16 protein-coding genes are annotated in these 17,999 nt (G+C 60.5%); 8 read left to right on the forward strand and 8 right to left on the reverse strand.

What is annotated here, in order from left to right:
- Positions 1-163: 163 nt before the first annotated feature.
- A complete protein-coding gene (locus tag AC3RLQ_RS08640) occupies positions 164-616 on the reverse strand; it encodes a DUF1330 domain-containing protein (RefSeq protein WP_493038833.1) in 453 nt (150 codons plus the stop codon).
- Complete coding sequence (locus AC3RLQ_RS08645) at positions 616-1,242, reverse strand: DUF2239 family protein (RefSeq protein ID WP_493036208.1); 627 nt, start codon at positions 1,240-1,242, stop codon at positions 616-618. Before AC3RLQ_RS08645 ends, AC3RLQ_RS08640 begins: the two co-directional genes overlap by 1 nt.
- A 198-nt stretch (positions 1,243-1,440) precedes the next feature.
- Here AC3RLQ_RS08645 and AC3RLQ_RS08650 point away from each other — a divergent pair, with 198 nt between their 5' ends.
- The 3 genes from AC3RLQ_RS08650 to AC3RLQ_RS08660 all read left to right on the forward strand — a co-directional run bounded on the left by AC3RLQ_RS08650 (position 1,441) and on the right by AC3RLQ_RS08660 (position 3,739).
- A complete protein-coding gene (locus AC3RLQ_RS08650) occupies positions 1,441-1,953 on the forward strand; it encodes a hypothetical protein (protein WP_422320261.1) in 513 nt (170 codons plus the stop codon).
- A gap of 13 nt (positions 1,954-1,966) precedes the next feature.
- Positions 1,967-3,067 (forward strand): DNA-processing protein DprA, encoded by a 1,101-nt coding sequence (gene dprA / locus AC3RLQ_RS08655; protein WP_493036210.1) that lies wholly within the window; start codon positions 1,967-1,969, stop codon positions 3,065-3,067.
- Positions 3,068-3,208: 141 nt separating this feature from the next.
- Positions 3,209-3,739: a GNAT family N-acyltransferase gene (locus AC3RLQ_RS08660; RefSeq protein WP_493036212.1), complete on the forward strand. Its 531-nt coding sequence runs from the start codon at positions 3,209-3,211 to the stop codon at positions 3,737-3,739.
- 24 nt (positions 3,740-3,763) lie between these two features.
- Here AC3RLQ_RS08660 and AC3RLQ_RS08665 read toward each other — a convergent pair whose 3' ends face one another.
- The gene (locus tag AC3RLQ_RS08665; protein WP_493036214.1) at positions 3,764-4,774 is read right to left on the reverse strand and encodes a class I SAM-dependent methyltransferase; all 1,011 of its coding nucleotides are present in this window, start codon (positions 4,772-4,774) and stop codon (positions 3,764-3,766) included.
- A 107-nt stretch (positions 4,775-4,881) separates the two neighbouring features.
- Here AC3RLQ_RS08665 and AC3RLQ_RS08670 point away from each other — a divergent pair, with 107 nt between their 5' ends.
- The 5 genes from AC3RLQ_RS08670 (at position 4,882) to AC3RLQ_RS08690 (ending at position 10,889) form a co-directional block, all read left to right on the forward strand.
- Positions 4,882-7,299: a spermidine synthase gene (locus tag AC3RLQ_RS08670; protein ID WP_493036216.1), complete on the forward strand. Its 2,418-nt coding sequence runs from the start codon at positions 4,882-4,884 to the stop codon at positions 7,297-7,299.
- A gap of 63 nt (positions 7,300-7,362) precedes the next feature.
- A complete protein-coding gene (locus AC3RLQ_RS08675; protein WP_493036218.1) occupies positions 7,363-7,860 on the forward strand; it encodes a hypothetical protein in 498 nt (165 codons plus the stop codon).
- Positions 7,861-7,923: 63 nt separating this feature from the next.
- Complete coding sequence (locus tag AC3RLQ_RS08680) at positions 7,924-9,519, forward strand: flippase activity-associated protein Agl23 (protein WP_493036220.1); 1,596 nt, start codon at positions 7,924-7,926, stop codon at positions 9,517-9,519.
- The gene (locus AC3RLQ_RS08685; protein WP_493036222.1) at positions 9,516-10,385 is read left to right on the forward strand and encodes an FAD:protein FMN transferase; all 870 of its coding nucleotides are present in this window, start codon (positions 9,516-9,518) and stop codon (positions 10,383-10,385) included. The genes AC3RLQ_RS08680 and AC3RLQ_RS08685 overlap by 4 nt, the downstream gene beginning before the upstream one ends.
- Positions 10,386-10,433: 48 nt before the next feature.
- Positions 10,434-10,889 (forward strand): hypothetical protein, encoded by a 456-nt coding sequence (locus AC3RLQ_RS08690; RefSeq protein WP_493036224.1) that lies wholly within the window; start codon positions 10,434-10,436, stop codon positions 10,887-10,889.
- Here AC3RLQ_RS08690 and AC3RLQ_RS08695 read toward each other — a convergent pair whose 3' ends face one another.
- From AC3RLQ_RS08695 to AC3RLQ_RS08715, 5 genes are all read right to left on the reverse strand, one after another.
- The gene (locus AC3RLQ_RS08695) at positions 10,890-13,427 is read right to left on the reverse strand and encodes a peptidase MA family metallohydrolase (protein ID WP_493036226.1); all 2,538 of its coding nucleotides are present in this window, start codon (positions 13,425-13,427) and stop codon (positions 10,890-10,892) included. It abuts the gene before it with no gap.
- Between the two features lie 65 nt (positions 13,428-13,492).
- On the reverse strand, positions 13,493-13,900 hold the full coding sequence (locus tag AC3RLQ_RS08700; RefSeq protein ID WP_422320246.1) for a type II toxin-antitoxin system VapC family toxin: 408 nt from the start codon (positions 13,898-13,900) through the stop codon (positions 13,493-13,495).
- Positions 13,897-14,106 (reverse strand): hypothetical protein, encoded by a 210-nt coding sequence (locus AC3RLQ_RS08705; protein ID WP_397382045.1) that lies wholly within the window; start codon positions 14,104-14,106, stop codon positions 13,897-13,899. The genes AC3RLQ_RS08700 and AC3RLQ_RS08705 overlap by 4 nt, the downstream gene beginning before the upstream one ends.
- Before the next feature lie 172 nt (positions 14,107-14,278).
- The gene (locus tag AC3RLQ_RS08710) at positions 14,279-15,574 is read right to left on the reverse strand and encodes a DUF1501 domain-containing protein (protein WP_493036228.1); all 1,296 of its coding nucleotides are present in this window, start codon (positions 15,572-15,574) and stop codon (positions 14,279-14,281) included.
- Between the two features lie 20 nt (positions 15,575-15,594).
- Positions 15,595-17,766: a DUF1549 domain-containing protein gene (locus AC3RLQ_RS08715; RefSeq protein WP_493036230.1), complete on the reverse strand. Its 2,172-nt coding sequence runs from the start codon at positions 17,764-17,766 to the stop codon at positions 15,595-15,597.
- Between the last annotated feature and the right edge of the window lie 233 nt (positions 17,767-17,999).

Genomic DNA, 17,999 nt, shown 5'->3' on the forward strand with positions numbered 1-17,999 from the left:
GGCGTGCCCTTGGAGCCTCTGGTGAGGTGGCACTCAATCCCCGGCACGTGCCGAAAAAAGCAACTCGTCAGCGGCCCCACGATGGCCGCGCAGCCACCTTCCTTCGGGCTTTTTGCTCTCCGTGCTTTGGACACCGTTGGTGCATCAAAATAATGCCTGGCATTTAGTTGATGCTGCCGTCAAAGCTGCTGATCTGACTCAAGGGCAGCAGACGGGAATCTTCAACCGCAGCGGTCCGGTGACCGAGGCCGGCCATGCAGTCTTTATTTTCCGCAAAGGCCAGAAACGCCTCCGCACTGCTCTGGCGCACCAGCATGACCAGATCCCACCTCTCATGCTCAGGGCCGATGAGGAACGAGCCACCCGCACCGAGGAAAAGGAGATCTCCCCCGCTTTGGTGTAGAAAAGGCAGGGTATGGCGAATGTAGCGGTCAAAAGCCTCCGCACCACGGATGGGGGTGTCGGGGGCCAGCTCAGGAGCTGCGGAGTAGTCGGCTGTTTCACGAAAGCGCAGCAGGTTCAGCATGATGACCTCGCCTTGCATGCCTCTCCTGATGAACTCACGACCCGACTGCTGCGTCGGTGCGAGATAAGGTGCGGATGCCGGGGCGGCCATCATGGCTCTGAGCCTCCCTGTTTAGCTTGGGCAAGCCGCAGCACATGATCGCCTACGTCCCGGGGCCAGGTGGAGAGGAGGGTTTTCAGCTTCCGCAAGTCATTGGCAAAGAGCGCGCGTGAAGCCTCCTCAAAGCCTGGAAGATCGCCGCCAAGGGTGACCATGAACTGGTAGGCCCGCTCGATAGCTCTACGCATCTGGTCTTTTTCGCTGCTCTGGCGCCGGGCTTCCTCGACCAGTTTTCTCAGAGCCACGGACGCGCCGCCGGGTTGCGTATCCAGCCACTCCCAATGCCTTGGGAGCAGCGTGATCTCTCGCGGCACCACCCCCAGCTTGGGCCGTCCCCGCCCCCGGGGAGTTGCAGGCTCAAGTGCAGGCGTTTCAGCAGCAGGTTGTTCCTGCGATGGGAAGAGCGCAGTCAGGCGGGCGCAGACCTCCTCCTCCGTCCCCCGGGTGTCCACCTCGACGGTGCGCCCCGTAGCATCGTCAAAAATCAGGATCGGTCCAGGTGAGCCACTTTCGAGCGCATTCTTGAGCGCCAGAGCGTTCGTGCGCAATGCCCCCTCTGCTATGCGTCGGAGGCCGTCAAAGGTGGTGAATGAGTGATTGAGCAATGGTTCGGTCATATGGGTCACTATTAATATTACCCGGATAAAAATCAAAGGCTATTTTTATCCGGGTATAAATAACCCAACCCACCTTTTTCTTCCCCCCCCCATTTTTGCCAAACATCCGGCTTCATCCACAAAGTGAGGCAGGAATGGCCTGTTTGGGGTGCTTTGCCCGGTTGCACACGCCGGGGCATGAGTTAGTTTTCGCCAGTTATGTTTAAAGACCTCCTATCCCCCCAGAACACTTTCATCTACGGCGTCGTGCTCTGCGGTATTTTCCTCGTCCAGTCCCTCTGGGGCCACTGGAAGACCAAGCGCGAACTCAAACGCTACAAAAACATGCTCAGCGACAAACTGGACCTCGATTCCAAGCAGAGCCAGGACATCAACAAGGAGCGCGCCGCGCTGAAGCAGGAAAACGAAAACCTGCGCATGCAGATCGCCCGCCTCAACGAACGCCCTGACAACAAGATGCAGCGCGAGCTGGAAATCCTGGCCCGCGCCGAGAAGCAGATGGTCATCAGCGCCCCCGGATTCGCCCCGGCATGGGAGATGGCCAAATCGGCGGCTCTGGGCCAGCTTGAAAACGAGGAGAAGGGCCAGTCCTTCCCTTCGAAGATCTTCCGCAAACTGATCGGTTCCGGCTCCGCGCAAACGAACGTCGCCCTGCCCGAATCCGCCGCTGCTGCCGCGAAAAACGGCGAAGCCACCGCCTCTGCCGCCTGAGCCTGAGCGTGCAATGACCCGCACCGAGGCCTGGCTTGTACTGAACCTGCTCCCACAGGTGGGTCCTGTGCGTGTCCGCAAACTGCTGCAGCACTTCGGCAGCCCTGAGCGCATTCTCAGCGCCAAGAGCAGCGACATCCTCCAGATCGAAGGTTTCGGACTCAATCAAGCGGAGAGCATCGCCGGATGGGAAGCGCAGGTCGATCTCGAAGGCGAGCTCAAGAAGGTCAAGGAGCGCGATCTCACCCTGCTCACTCAGGAAGATGAGCTCTACCCGCCGCTGCTGCGCGAAATCTACAACCCGCCCCTCGTCCTCACCGTCTGGGGTGAACTCACCAAGCGGGATCACAACGCCCTCGGCGTCGTGGGCAGCCGCCATGCCACGCACTACGGTCTGAGCACCACCAAGAAGCTCAGCTTCCAGATCGCCTATGCGGGTTACACCGTGGTGAGCGGACTTGCTCGCGGCATCGACACCGCAGCGCATGAAGCGGCACTCGCAGCCAAAGGCCGCACGGTCGCCGTCATCGGCTCCGGCATCGGCAAATTGTATCCGCCGGAAAACATGGCGCTGGCCGAACGCATCGCGCAAAACGGCGCGGTGATCAGCGAGTATCCGGTGGATCGCGTGGCCGACAAACAAACCTTTCCCTACCGCAACCGCATCGTCGCGGGCTGGTGCTGCGGCTTGATTGTCGTGGAGGCCCCGCTGCGCAGCGGCTCCCTCATTACAGCGCAGCAGGCCACCGAGCAGGGGCGCACCGTGTATGCCGTGCCCGGTCCCATCGACAAGCCGACCTCCGCCGGTTGCAACCGCCTCATTCAGCAGGGTGCCAAGCTCATCATGGATGGCGCCGATGTGCTGGATGATCTGATGACCCTCTTCCCCACCGCGCCCAAAGCGCCGAAGGTCGAAGAGTCCCGCCCGGTCGTCACGCTGACGCTGGAAGAGGAGATCCTCTACAAAGCCATCAGCACTGACGAAGCCCACATCAACGATATCACCACCACCTCCGGCCTGACCACCGCAACTGTTTCAGCGACACTGATGCGGCTGGAGATGAAGCGGTTGATCAGAGCGCTGCCGGGAAGAAGATATGTGAGGCTGGTGTAAACCTTCATTCATACGACAAGCAAGTTCGCGCGATGCGTGTCTCTGAGTCCGTTGACAGCACCCAGAATATCGCGTGATTTTGCAGCGCAGCCCCCCCCACGGCACCCCCCTGCGGCCAACCATACTCATTTTTTGCATTCGATGCTTCGTGAGCTGTCATTCAACAACCATAAACAACTGATCGAGCGGTTTCGCCGCGACGCTTATAAAGGCACTCTGCTCCGGGTCTTGGATGATTTTGACCCGCTGGCCCATCACTTTGCCCTGTGCGACAAGAACGAGGATATTCTGGCAATGGCCCGCATCCTCCGCAGCGATGAAATCCAGCCTTTCGAACTTTTTCTTGAGTCCAAGGCACAGGGGCTGACACTGCCCACCCAGGGCCTCGGTTTGGAATCCTCCCGAGTATGCGCCAAAGACGGCAGCGCCGGCGTCTATCTCCTCAGGCTCTGTCTTGGCGTCAATGAAATCGCCCAGCGATGGAAGGCCGAATACCTCATCGCCAAGACGGAAACGCATCTGCTTCCCATCTACCGCCAGTTCGGTTTCACCGTTTTCGCACCGCCCTTCATCAGTGACTTTTTCGGGGACAACCGCACCGTGCATCCCATCGTGTACCGCTGGAAGCAGGCGCAGCCCAAGGCGGAGAAAGACGAAGTGCTGGTTTACTGAACGGGCGCGGGTTCAACAATCCGCTCACCGCTTCTCCCACAGCAGCGCCAGAAACAACGGAAACTCCTTCCGCGCACGGTTCTCAGCTTTAGCCCGCGGGCCGGGCTGGCTCTCTTTGTGGGAGTACCATTCTTCAATGCCGGCAAGCCGCAAGCCCGCGCCGAAGCCGGTGCCGGTGAGAGTTTGCAGGCTGCGGTGGAAGGAGGTGGTGGTCTCGCTGTCGGGCCTGCCGGGGTGCATGATGATGGGGATGCTCAGGGTGCTGCTGTAGGCATCGATGCGGCGGTATTGGATCTTGGTGGCTTCATCATTGCCCCAGCTCGTCTGACGCGGGATGCGGAAGGCGGGATGATTGACGACCCAGAGCATGCGGCCGCCGGGCTTGAGGACTTTGGCGGCGGCAGCGCTGACGACATCCAGGTGCTCCATGTTTTGCACGCAGAGGATGGCGGAGGCGGCATCAAATTCGCCGAGATCCTCGATCTGCGCGGCATCGCGCGCAAGGTAACGCACCGGCGGCTTCACGGGGTAGGTGCGCGCTTTTTGGATCAGCGTGGGAGCGGCGTCCACACCGGTGACCTGACAACCCGCCTGTGCGAGTGCGCGTGAAAACACACCCTGCCCGCAGCCGAGATCGAGCACCCGCTCACCGCGCTTGGGTGCGAGAAGACTGAGCGCACCGGGAATGACGACGGCCTGATAAAGCTCTGAGCCGCGCTCGCCAATGATGCCGTCGTACCAGTCGGCGGATTTTTCCCAGGAGGTGCCGTGTGCGTGGCCGCCCTGAGCACGATTGCTCTTCTCAAGTTTGCGCTGGGCACGATTGCCCTGCGGACGTTTGAATGGCTCACGATTGCCCTGCGGACGATTGCCGAATTCGCGGTTTCCTTGCGGACGGTTGCTTGGCTCACCATTCCCCTGCGGACGATCGCCATGCTCGCGACCTCCCTGCGGGCGGTCATCCTGTTCGCGGCTGCCCGGCTCACGGGGCGGTGAGGGACGAGGACGGAAGGGGCGGCGAGGCGGTTGCGGCATGCGGCATGATGTCGCGATAGGCGTGGATTGCCAGCGGCTCTGCACAATGTCCTTACTTTTATCTTCCCACAAACAGCGTGATATGCCAGCCTCACGCCCTTTCTCCCATGTCCGCCACCCCTTCCCGTGCCGTCCCCGGTATCATCCTCGCGGCACTGAGCCTGCTGAGCGCCTTTCTCCTGTTTCAGGTGCAGCCGATCATCAGCAAATTCATCCTGCCATGGTTCGGCGGCAGCCCGGGTGTGTGGACGACGTGCATGCTGTTTTTCCAGGTGGTGTTGTTTGCCGGCTATGCCTATGCGCACACGCTGACGCTTCTGCCACGGCGCTGGCAGGGCATTGTCCATGGCCTGCTGCTGGGCATGGCGATCGCCATGCTGCCCATCGCTCCGAATGAGATGTGGAAGCCGACGGGAACTGAAGACCCCGCACTGCGCATTTTGCTGCTGCTTTTTGTCAGTGTGGGGCTGCCCTACTTCGTGCTCTCCAGCACGAGTCCGCTGGTGCAGGTGTGGTTCACTCGCACCACAAATGGCGCCAGTCCGTGGCGGCTGTATGCGCTTTCCAACATCGGCTCGCTCGCGGCGCTGCTGAGCTACCCTTTGTTCTTTGAAGTCCACTGGGATGTGGTGGAGCAGACGACGCTCTGGGCGGTGGGCTTCGGCGCCTTTGTGGTGCTCTCCCTGGCAGGCATCTGGCTGGACCGCAATCACGCCATCGAGGCAGAAGCCAAACCCACGGTGGTGATTGACACGGCCGCCGATCACCCCGGCTGGCTGAAGAGAGTCCAGTGGGTGCTGCTGCCCGCACTGGCCAGCTGTGTGCTGCTTTCCGCAACGAATCACGTCTGCCAGGACGTGGCGGTGATCCCCTTCCTGTGGGTCGTGCCGCTGAGCCTCTACCTGCTCACTTTCATCATCTGCTTTGAGCATGAGCGCTGGTATGCGCGCATCTGCGCACTGTGGGCGCTGCTGGCGCTGCCTGTTTTGTTTCTCACCTGCACGGAAAGCCGCCTTCAGGGACAATCATATTGGATCGATTTCGAATTGATGATGCACAACCACGTGGAGCCCCTGCTGAACCGGCTGACCGGGCAGAAGTTCCACCTGGCCAGCATTGACCTCACGCCGAATTTCATCTGGGAGCTGGGCTGGTCCTTCAGCTCCATGTTCATCGCCTGCATGCTCTGCCATGGCGAACTCACGCGCCTGAAACCCGCCCCGCGCCGGCTCACGGAATTTTATCTCCTCATGTCCTTCGGCGGCGCGCTGGGCGGATTGTTCGTGAGCCTGGGTGCACCTCACCTGTTCACCTCCTTTGCGGAGTGGCCGATCAGCCTCATCGTGGTGGCCGCCCTCGCGTGCTACATTTTGCTGCGCTCGGTGCTGAGGGTCAAACATGTGTGGGAATGGCTGCTCGCTTTGACCATCACGGCCGTGACCTGCGGGGTGGCCTGGATGCTGATTCATCACGGCATTCTCACCCAGGCGGAGGTGCAGAAGCAGCTGAAGATCGACCTCATGCCGCCGCCAGAGGTGATCTATAGCACGCTGGCGGGCATCGGACTTTGTCTGGCCGTGCTCGTCTTCCGCACCATCCGGCGCGGCTTCATGCGGCCTGCGCTGATCTCCATCACCATGCTCGGCATGCTCTTCACCCTCGTCCTGCTCACCATGACCGACCTCGGTTTCAAGAATGACAAAAAGGTGGAACGTGTGCGCAATTTCTACGGCATGCTCTCGGTCTCGGAGGATGATTACCAAAGCGGCGGCGAGACCTTGCAATACCGCCAGCTCACCAACGGGGGCATCATCCACGGCATGCAGAATCTCGCTGCGTCGATCCGTGAGGAACCCACGACCTACTACGGCCACCAGACCGGCATCGGCAAGGCGCTCGACAGCCTCAAGGACCGCCCGGACGCGCGCGTCGGCGTGGTGGGCATGGGCGCAGGCACCGTCTCCTGCTATGCCAAAAGCGGGCAGACTTTCCGCTTCTATGACATCAATCCCGATGTGGTGCGCATCGCGGAGAAATGGTTCTTCTACCTCGCGGATGCCCGAAAGCGCGGAGCCAAGGTGGAGATCGTCGTTTCCGATGCGCGTCTGGCGCTCGACCGCGAGCCATCGCAGCAGTTTGATGTCCTGCTGCTCGACGCCTTCAGCGGTGACTCCGTACCGGTGCACCTGCTGACCCAGGAGGCCTTCACCATCTATGACCGCCACATGAAGCCGGACGGCATCATTGCCGTGCACATCACCAACAGTTATCTCGTGCTGGCGCCGGTGATCGAAAAGATCGCCGCAGCGGTCGGCTTCAAAACCGTCCGCATTGCCACCGAGGCCGATGGCGACCATGACTCGACCGACTACATCCTGGTGACCCGTAACGAGGCCTTTCTCAAGGCCACGCCAGCGGAGTTGCTTGGGAATGAGACCGAACTGAAGCAGGACGTCCGGCTCTGGACCGACCGGTATCACAATCTGCTGCGCATTTTGGACATCCCGCAGAATATCAAGGAATAGGGGCCCGGGACCAAGAGTGAATTTGCGAACGCCCGCGAACGCGCCAAACTTAGGCGATTCGCCATGCTTCCACTCGATCCAGTCCCCACGCCGCAGCAGCTGTTCCGCTGGTTCGACAGCGGCCAAATCACACGGGAGGAATTCCGCACCGCCATGGCGGTGCATACCGGTGAGATCATTCAGGAGATGGAGCAGGCGCATGCCAACCCGCTTGTGGCCAAGTTCAATGAACTCATGAACCGCCGGGAGGCCTGGAAGTGGTCGCGCAAGCATGGCGAGATGGTGATGCGTGAGATCCTCTGCGCCCTGATGGATGAGGAGCGTTTTTCACCAGCGCGCTGGCTGTGGAACGCTGCGCATCCGCACATTCCCCTGCACTGCTTCTTCCGCACGCGCGGCACCCCCGTGCTGCGATTTCTCGAATTGTCCGTGCATCCGCAATACGTCACGGTGGTCGTGGAGCACGGCGGCAGCGAAACCCTGCCCCCCACCCAGGAGCGCTTTCACCTGCGCCGCACCCGTCAGCAAAGCCTTCAGGTCGAACGCCGCGAACTCATCTAAAACCTTCCGCCATTGCTTTGCGGTGCCCGGCTCGCATTCTGCTTTCGTCATTCGTCTCCCCCCATGCCCCCTCCTCAGAAAAAATCTCTCGGCCGCCTGGGCCTGACGATCTTCGCCCTAGTCTCTCTTTTCCTTGGCGCTTATTACCGCTTCCCCACCCTTGGCGAGCGCCCCATGCACACCGACGAGGCCATCCTCGCGATGAAGTCCGCTGAGTTTCAGGCCACTGGCCATTTCAAATACGACCCGAAAGACTTCCACGGCCCCGGACTGCACTACATCACGCGCATCTGGTCCAAACTGGCTGGCTGGGGCGACTCCTCCACCTGGACCGAAGCCCAGCTGCGCACCGTGCCCGTGGTCTGCGGACTGCTGCTCCTGCTGACCACGCTGCTGCTGCGGAATGCAATCGGCCGACTGGCCACCGGGTTCGCGATGCTGCTCATCGCCATCTCGCCGATGGAGGTCTATTACTCGCGCTACTTCATCATGGAGGTGCCGCTGGTGCTGTTCATCACGCTCAGCATCGCCGCGCTCTGGCACTACTCCCAGGGAGGCGGGCGCTGGTGGCTTTTGCTGGCGGGCTTCGCCATCGGCATGCAGCACGCCACCAAGGAGACCTTCGCCATCAATGTGGTCGCCGGGCTCGTCGGATTCGCCGTCACCAAAGTGATGGTCGGCGACTTCGCCCCACGGCGCAGCGGCTATGACATCGGTGCCAGCAAGCGCCGCGCCGCCTCCCCATGGCTGTGGGTCATCATCGCCGCCGTCTTGACCAGCATCACGATCTACTCCGGTGGCTTCAAAGACTGGCTGGCCGTGAAGGACAGCGCCCTGACCTATCTGAACTACTTTGAGCGCGCCGGTGGCAGCGGCCATGAGAAGCCCTGGCACTACTACCTCACGCTCATCTTCTGGCGCAAAGACGGCCTCGTGTGGAGCGAAGCCATGATCGGCGGCCTCGGCATCATCGGCATGCTTTATGCATTTCTGGGAAACCACATGAAGCAGCCCGCGCGGCAGGCCTTTCTGGTGTTCCTCTCCGTTTACACCCTGGTCCTTTTCTCCATCTATTCCTTCCTCGCGTACAAGACTCCCTGGTCCATCCTCAGCGCCCAGCATGCGCTGACGCTGCTCGCCGGAGTCGGTGCCGCCGCCATTGCGGGCGCGCTCACCGGGAAATTCTCGCGGCTCGTTTTCAAGATCGCCTTCGGCCTCGGTCTGTACCATCTCCTGTCGCAGACCAACCACGCCATTCACCTCTACGCCGCCGATTCGCGCAATCCCTACGTCTACTCGCACACCTCCACCAATCTCCTGCGGCTGCTGCCCCAGGTGCGAGAACTGCAGAAGACCGCGCCGGATGATGCCTTCAATGTGCTCGTCATCAATCGCGATGCCGGCTGGCCGCTGCCCTGGTACTGGCGCGACATCAAAAGCGTTCACTATACCACCACGATCCCCGAAACCATTGATGCACGGGTCATCATTGCTGAACCCGAGATGCAGGCTGCGCTGGAAGCGAAATTCGCCGGTAAAACGTACACCAAGCCGGATCTCTTCGGCCTACGCCCCGGTGTGATGCTGAACCTCTGGATTGAACAATCCCTCTGGGACCGACACAGCCTGCGCAAGCAGCAGGAAGCCGCCAAACCGTGAGCTCACCCGCCCCGCTGCACCATCGCTTCACCTGCAATGCGATGGCCACCACCTTCGACGTCATCATCAATCATGAGGATGCCGATGAAACCTACGCGGCCCAGGCCTCGCAGGCGGTGTTTCAAGAAATCGCCCGGCTCGAAGATGAGCTGAGCCGCTTCCGCGCCACCAGCGACATCTACCGCCTTGGTCAGCTCAAAGCAGGCGAGAGCATCCGCGTGGGCATGGCGGCGTGGGACTGCCTCTCGCTGGCCAAGGCCATGCATCAGGAAACCGCCGGAGCCTTCGACATCACCATCGGTCCGCTCATGAATCTCTTCATCACGTCCGAAGGCGAGCCACGGCAGGTCAGCAAAGACGTGCTGGAGCAGGCGCGCCAGATCATCGGCAGCCACCGCTTTGACCTTGATGAGGAAACCATGAGCGCCACCGTGCATGCCACCGGCATGATCTTCGACCTCGGTGCCATGGGCAAAGGCTACGCGCTCGATCAAGCCGCCGACGTGCTGCAGGACTGGAAGATCAGCAACTTCGTCCTCAATGCCGGAGACAGCACCATCCTCGCAATCGGTGCCCCGAGCGGAAAAGAGGCGTGGTCCATCACCCTCGGCGGCGGTGAAAAACGAACGGCCCTTCTCAATCGCGCCGTCAGCGGATCTGGCTTCGCCGTCAAAGGCGCACACATCATGAACCCGCGCGTGTTTGCCCCTGTTCCCCTCAAGAACCGCCGCACCTACGCTCTCGCCCCCACCGCCGCTTTGTCTGATGCGCTGTCGACGGCGTTCATGGTGATGGAGCAGGAGGAGATCCATGCGCTGTGCGCCCGCTATGAGGGTGTGGAGGCGCTGGAGTTGGAAATGTCATAGACCCAAAAAGCCGAGCCCCCGCCAGTTCAACCTCCTCTCTTCACAACCATGCACCGAATCGCGATCATTGTCCTTCTCACCGCCTTTCTAGCCTCGTGCTCCAGCAAAAAAGAACCTGCGCTTTCCAAAGAGGCGAAGGCACATTTGCTCGGCCCAAACTCCAACGTCTCCATGCGCTGGCACAAAGTGGAAGGACCTGACTTCCGCGTTTTCCACGGCATCCCCAAATCGCCCGCAGAGGGTGAGATCGGTTTTTACGTCGGCGGGCATCCATCGTTTGCGCCACTGGCTGGCAGCACGCGACATGCCGGTAAAATCGGAACTCACAAAGTCACATGGCATCGCAAGACCAAGCCCGATGGCTCGATCTACCAGACGACCCTTTTTGCCTTGGACGAGTATTACAAGATCCATGCCTGGGTCCAGGCCCATACACCCTCTGAGTTGGAGGCACTGACGCGGGAACTCGGCACCCTGCGCCTTTTCTCACAGGCCACTCCGTGATCACTTCCACTCCGCCAGGAGAGCCAGTCCTTCGCGGTTTCTCGGAGCAAGCGCCAATGAATCCAGCAGATGGCGTTTCGCCTTCGTGGCATCGGATGCGCGGAGCAATTCAGCCAGTTTGAAATGCGTCTGCGCGCCGCCGCTGGGATCGAGCACAAGCACACGTTCATAAGCAGCAATCGCCTCCGGCGTTTCGTTCATGGCGGCACAGGCATCTGCCAGCGCCCTTTGCGGTGTCACGAGAAAGGGATTCAAGGCCATCGAGCGCAGGGCATTGGCTTTCACTTCCGGCCAGCGCTTGGCAGGCACATCAAGTTCGATCAGGCGCAGGAAGGAGCTTTGAGCGCTGGATGATTTCGCGGCGATTTGCCGTAGCACAGCCACTTCCTCATCCGTGCGCTTCAACTGACGCAGCGCCTGCACCTTCAGTGCGTAGCCGCTGTCGGCATCGTAGTTGTCAGGCAGCAGTTCGATGATCTTGTCAGCCAGTGGCAGCACCTCGGCCCATTTCTTGGCCTCCATCATTGACGCAGCCTCCTTGTGCAGAGCCCAGAGATTGGTGGGGTGCTTTTTGAGAAATTCGGTGAATGAACCTGCATCGAAGGGATTCAGCTCCTCGACCTTCGGTTCCTCCCAATCGGCGTTGGCTCCAAAGCTTTTGGCCTTGGCGGTGATGTACTGGGCGAACTGCTTCTCGACTTCTTCAATGTCCCCCACGTTCGCGGCGATCGCATCGTTGATTCGTTTGCCGGCGGCGAGCTGCTGCAGGATGCCCTGAAACTTGTCCTTGCCGAATTTCTCCAGCAGAAACTCCACGGCCTGGCTGGACTCATAGTAGGCAAACATCAGATGATCCTGCGTCTTTGGCGCCATGAAAGCGCCGCTGAGACGCGTCAGGGGCGTCAGCGTTTCCTCATCGAGCACCATCTCGCGAAACTTGTCACTCATCCACATGCCCCAGGCGGGATCGCGCTGCCGCTCTTCATGGACGCTGATGCCTTCGCTCAACCAGCGCGGCATGCGGTTCTTCGTGACGGTGAGCGTGATCACATGGCAGAACTCATGCCACAGCGTGCTCTCCCAGTTGTTGCGGCCATGGGCCAGACTGCCGGGGCTGTTCATCGTCACCACGGTGCCAAAGCACACGCCCAGCATCCCCTGCCCGCCCAGCGCGCCGAAAGTGCGGATGGCAAAATCTTGCTGCGCGCCGAAGAACTCCACCAGCACCGGACGCTTCAAGTCCATGCCGTATTTTGCGCCCAGCACCGTCTTCGCATCTCGCAGCAGCGCCAGCGCACGCGCGCCATAGATGGGCCAGTCGTGCTTGGGCATTTTCAAGATGAAGTCTTCGAAGGCCTGCGTGGTGTAGCCATTCATCTCCTTCTCCAGCAGCGCCAGATTGTGCGCCTGGATGTTGTAGCCGTCCTCCTTGCGGATCAGTTCGGCGAGCTTCCATGCCTCCTCCTCTTCCCCAAGGCGGAGCAGATCATGACAGAGCTGCATCTTGGCCGGCAGATACTTCGGATCAAACTCCAGCGCCTGACGCTGGCGGGCCGAGCTCTCGGCAAAGCGATAGGCCCGCGACAGGCAGCGCCCAATAGTGTGATCCACCTCGGGATTTTTGCTCCACCGTTCCAAAGCATGCGCCCGCGCCTCCTCCATCTTGCCGGCATCGGCCATGAACAGATAGGCCACGACGGCCCGCAGCGACCATGCCACAGGGTTCTGCCCATCTTGATCCAGCACCTGCTGAATGGCAGCCTCGGCCTCGATGAACTTTTCTCCGCCTATGAGCTGTTCCGCCCGCAGCAGGTGCGCGGCTGCCAGATGGGGATTCAATTCGAGCGCCTTCTTCAAACTCTCCGTCGCCTTCTCTCGATCACCCGATTGAAAGGCTCGGGCAAGCCCCAGCCGCAGATCAGCCGTCTCACCATGCGCCTTCAATCCCGCACGAAACACATCCGCCGCACGCTGCGCATCATCCTTTTCGAGCGCGAGATTTCCTTCAGCCAGATACGCCGCTTCCAATTTCGCATCCTTGCCCTGCGCCTGTTTGAAGTATTGCGCGATCACCTTCTGCGCATCAGCACCGAGCATCACGGCCGCCCGGCCGAGCACCACCGACTCCATGGCGGTGCGATCCTTCGCAGCCTTCGATTTCGCCGCCTCATTGATCCCCTTCAAAGACTCCGCCATCACATCCGCCCGGCCCAGCATCTGCGCCAGATCATGGCGCAGCAGCAGGATTTCAAAGTGCCCGGGATACAGCACCAGCGCCTTGCCGGTTTCCTCCAACGCCGTTTCGATCTGCCCCATTTCCCGCAGCGCCTTGAACCGCAGAATCCGCCAGTCCGGCGCCTTCAGCCCCTTCTCCGCCGCCGCTTCGCCGATGCGAGCCACGAGTTCGTAGTCCCCACGTGCCAGCAGTTCCCCCACCGGCCCCAGATTGCGCTCCTCAAAGATTTTTTCGAGATCGATCTGCTGGGCATTCGAGATCGAGATGCCCAGCAGGAGCAGAAGGAAGGAAAGCAGGCGCATGGATTCAAATCGTGTCCGAACACCCGATTCTCGCATGAGTTGTGCCTGCGAGGAAAGGAAAGATATTAGCCTGCCGTGGCCGGGGGCTCCCAGCGCACAAGGCGCAATCCTTCCACCGCCTCAAAGTGCGCGTCACGAGAGGCCAGCGTGAGGTCATGAACCAGACAGGTCGCGGCGATCCAGATGTCGTTCTCGGGAATCATCGAGCCGAGTTCTGCAAGTCGCGCCTTTGCTTTGCCATAACGCTCGGCGATTTCGTCATCATGATGAACCGTCTGCACCAGCGGGAGAAATGACCGGATGCGGGCGAGCTGCTTGTCACGGTGCTGGGTGTGATACGCCCCGTAATAAAGCTCGCCCAAAACAGTGACGGGCATGTAAAGCCGGGTGTTCGCCTTGATTTGAGCTCCGACCTCCGCATCCCCACGCAAATGCGCGCTGACGATGTTGGTATCCAGCGCGAATCCGTTCATGGCTCGATGCGTTCGCAGCCTTCCTCGATCACACGATCAAACGCATCCGCCTCGTCTTTTGGCATGCTGCCGAAGGAGGCATCGAAAGCAGCCTGCCGATCCGCCGTCGTATGCTGGCGCATTTGATGCACGAAATCGGCCACCTTTTGAAGCGCGTTCGCCGGCAGAGATTCCAAATCAGCCATGATGCTTTCCTGGGAAGTCATGGGTCAAAGATGATCTTGAAGAAGCTGAATGCAAGTCTGGCGACATCCCTTCCCTGACAAGCGCTATGCGTCGTGAGAGCTCCGGGCGACCTAAGGCGGAGACGCCTCAGGCCGTTGTCAGGCCGGAGGCCTAACCTCCGGGAGAGACCAGTTGCAGCTCAACGGGGCAACCTTACCCAAACAAGCTCGTGATCGGCTGCCCTTTGTCCGTCACCGTGAAAGGACGCTTGGTGCTGGAATACAGCACGAGATCCAGCGGGAGGCCGAGGGCGTAGGCGATGGTGGCGTTGAAGTCGGGGACGCTGACTTTGTTTTCCGTGACTTCGATGCCTTTGTCCGTCTTGCCATAGACCTGACCACCGGCGATGCCGCCGCCCCAGAGGACGGAGCTGAAGGCTTTTGGGTAGTGGTCGCGGCCTTCGTTCTGATTGATCTTGGGCGTGCGGCCGAATTCGGAGGTGAGGACGACGAGGGTGTCATCCAGCAGACCACGGCGTTCGAGATCGGTGAGAAGCGTGCCCAGCGCCTGATCGAGATCACCGCAGCGTTCGGGCAGACGGGCACCGATGTCCTGATGCATGTCCCAGCCGCCGAGGTTCACTTCCACAAAGCGCACACCGTGCTCCACGAGGCGGCGTGCAAGGAGGCAGCCCTGCGCGAAGTTTCCATCACCGTATTCGGCATGCGTTTCCGCGGATTCCTTGCTGAGGTCGAAGGCGTCGAGGTCCTCGCTCTTCATGACTTTGATGGCGTCCTTGTAGACGTCCGCGTAGGCTTTGACGTTCTTGTAGTTGTAGGCCTGCTGGAAGCCTTGATCGAGCTTGGCGGAGAGGCCGAGGCGATAGTCGAAGTCGCCCTCGCTGAGCGAGCCGGGGCGATGGCTGTTTTGCAGCCCACGGGCGGGATCATTGAGGATCAGCGGCTGGTAGGCGGCCTCAAAGAAACCACCGCCGGGGTGCTTGCTGTCGCTGGTGATGATGACGGAGCCGGGCAGATCCGTATTCCCTTTGCCCTGAAATTTCTGCATCCAGGCCCCCATGGTGGGATGCCTTGTGGCACCGCGCATGGTGTAGCTGGTGTGCTGGAAGTAATTGCCCTGTGCATGGGCGCCCTGCGTGGAGGAGAGTGAATTGATGATGGCTCCGCGATGCATCATCTTTGCGGTGTGCGGCAGCAGTTCGCCGATCTGCACGCCGTCCGCGCTGGTGGGGATGGTCTTGGTGCCGCCCATGGTGTCCGCACCCGGCACGCAGCCGAAGGTGTCCAGATGTGTCATGCCGCCGGACATGTAGAGGTAAATGACGCGCTTGGCCGTGGCGGCCTGCTTGGCCTTGCTGGAACCTTCAAACGCAGCATAGCCGCGCGGCGCCAGGGCGCTCATCATGGAAACGCCGAGGCAGGTCTTGGCGATGTTTTTGGCAAAGTCACGGCGGGTGACATCGTCACAGGAGTTGAGAAGGGCTTTCATGAGGATGAGGCGTGAGAGAATTATTGAACGAAGAGGAACTGGGAGCCGGTGATGAGGGCGTGGGTGACATCGGCCACGGCCTTGTCGCCGCGCTCTTTGATGACGCCATTGAGAATGGCCTGCTCATTGGCCGTGGGAGCGCGGCTAAGGAGGGCGTGGTAGAGTGTGGCGATTTTATCTGAGGGTGACCCGGCCTTGGCAATGGCCTGATTCAATTTGGAAGCCGGGTTGTTGATCACATCCGCAGCGGGTCCATTGAGCAGGGTGAGAGCCTGCGGCACGGAGGCATCGTCGCTGGCATTCTGGATGAGTTCGCGATCGCTCTGGCCAAAGGTGCGCAGGAAGGTGCCGGGGCGTGCGGGGCTGGGCTGCTCGGAAGCACGGGAGGTGAGGCCCATGCCGTCCTTGCCGCTGCTGTTGCGCTGGTAGGCTTTCAGGAATTCCTTGCGCTGCTCCTTGGTCATGGATGCGAGCGTTTTAGGATCAATCTGAGGGCGCTTCTCCTTGTCGGGTTTCTCAGGGCGGTAGCCCTGGCGAAGATCATCGGCACGCTCTTTGCCAAGCAGGGCCACAAGGATGTCCTTCTCAGAGGCTCGGCGCAGGGTGGCGGCCTCTTTGGCGAGCGCTTTGCTTGCCGCCGTGGTGTCGATGCCCTTCGCCTTGTCGGCTTCGAGTTTCGCTTTCATGGCGTCGATCTGCTTCTGATTGGCATCCAGCTTGGACCTGCCTTCCTTGGCGATCTGCACCAGACCTTCAGCCCCCTTGGATTTGACCGTGCCGAGGAAGGTGGAGAGATCATCGAGATACTGATGCAGGCGGGCGTTCTCGTCATCGACGGTGTCATCCACGTTGCCCTTGGAGAGCGTGACAAAGGAGTCCCAGATCTGCTCCGCGCTCATGCGGCGCAGGATCGGACCGGTGAAGTGGTAGGTCTCGCCGAGCGGCACCTCATGCGTGGTGGCGGCGCGCTGGTAGGTGTCGGTATTGTAGAGCACCCGCAGGAAAGATTTGAGCGAGTATTGCTTCTCGATCATCAACTGGCCGAGGTAGTCCATCAGCGCAGGATTGCTGGCGACGGTGCTGTCGGTCATTTCATCCACGGGCTCGATCAAGCCAACGCCGAAGGCTTTCTTCCACATGCGGTTGGCGATCACGGTGGTGAAGCGCGGATTTTCCGGGCTGGTCATCCAGTCGGCGAAGGCTTGCAGCTGAGTCTCACCGGGTTTGGCCACGGCATCCTTGCCAAACATGGTCTTGGCTTCGACCTTGGCACCGGGCTTGGCATCCGGGTACTTGTAGTCAGCGGGCAGGCTGGGGAGCCTGCCCTCCTGCCACTCGGCGCTGGTGTAGCGCAGCGGCTTCATCACATCCTGCATGGCACGCTTGACCTGCTGCATGTCCTCTTTGCTGATCTTGGATTCCTCGGCTTTTTTCTCCGCCTGCAGCTTGGCCCGGTAGGCCTTTTTCTCCGCGCCGCTCATGGCCTGCAGGGCTTTCTTGTCCAGCTCCATGCCTTTGCTGGCGCTGCTCTTGAAATCCACGCCCCGGCTTTTCGTGTCCATGCCGTAGGTGAAGGCGGCCATGTGGTAGTAGTCCATCTGGGACCACTTGTCGAAGGGGTGGTTGTGACACTGCGCGCATACGATGCTGGTGCCCAGAAAGACCTGCACGGTGTAGGCCAGGTGGTCGAGCTTGTTTTCATCCCGCTGCCAGAAACCGATGCTGCCGCTGTCCCACACACCGCCGTCGGTGGTGAGGAGATTTTTCACAAACTTGTCATAGGGCACGTTGGCTTTGACCTGCTGCTTGAGCCATTCTTCATAAGCCTCGGCGGTGATGCGGCCCTTCACGTTGTCTGTCAGGCGCAGCACATCGGCCCAGTAATTGAACATGTGGCTGGTATAGCCGTCGGAGGCCAGCAGGGTGTCGATGAGCTTGGCGCGCTTCTGCGGGTCTTTGGAGCTGGTGTAGGCCTGTGCTTCTTCCAGAGTGGGGATGCGCCCGGCGATGTCGAGGTAGAGCCGGCGCACGAGCACCTCGTCACTGGCGGGCGGGTTCGGCTTCAGACCGGCTTTCTCCCAATCTTTGCTGAGAAGCTGGTCGATCTTCTGGCTTTCCGGCAGCGGGGCGGCTTGCAGAGTGGCCAGACCGAATATGGCAAGAAGCAGAGTTTTAAAGTAAAGCGCGTTCATAGGCGTAGCAAAGGGGGCGGTGTGGCGGCTGAAACGACGTGCTTGTACATATCTTAGCGAAAAATGCATGATTAAAATGACGCTCGAATTTCGCGGTGGGGCGGGCAAGGGCCCCCGGCATACGTCGTCGGGACGGAGCGTGCACCATCAGCACCAGGTATTTTTGAATGCATTCCCCTCAGATTTCGTCTTGTGAGCAGCATGCATTTTTTTCATACTACCCTGCGCACCTC

Source organism: Prosthecobacter sp. GW821-HT29F12 (genome assembly GCF_058803405.1).